This is a genomic window from Bradyrhizobium sp. NBAIM08, from assembly GCF_020193935.1.
GTDB lineage: Bacteria > Pseudomonadota > Alphaproteobacteria > Rhizobiales > Xanthobacteraceae > Bradyrhizobium > Bradyrhizobium yuanmingense.
On the sequence record NZ_JADYVR010001030.1, the window covers coordinates 1 to 399 of the forward strand.

The 399-nt window shown below is 68.9% G+C and carries 1 pseudogene; it reads left to right on the forward strand.

Features of this window, described 5'->3' with window-relative positions:
• Positions 1 to 399 (forward strand): annotated as a pseudogene (locus tag I6F37_RS43300) (hypothetical protein); the annotation flags it as partial.

Here is a 399-nt window from a genome sequence, read left to right on the forward strand (position 1 = left end):
CACTGGTGACGGTGTTCTCCGCTCCCGCCCTGATGGATCGATTCGGCAGCGCACAGGTTTTCGCCACCGGAGCCGTGGTGAACCTGTCCGGCTTCATCCTGATCGGCGCCGGGACCGCAATGGGTTCTCGCTGGATCTTCGGGCTGGCGATCCTGATCAACGGCATCGGCGGTTCGCTGCTCACCGTCCCGATGAACGTCGAGTCTGCCCGGATCGAACAGGCCCACGGGCGCTCGGTGATCCCGCACTTCCACGCCGCCTTCTCGGCAGGCGCCGTGGGTGGCTCGATTCTCGGCGCTGCCGCCTCGTCGGCCGGGATACCGGTGTGGCTTCAGTTCTCCGTCGTCGCCCTGGTGGTCGGCGGCCTGCGCCTCGCCGCGCTGCGCGCGGGCCTCGTCC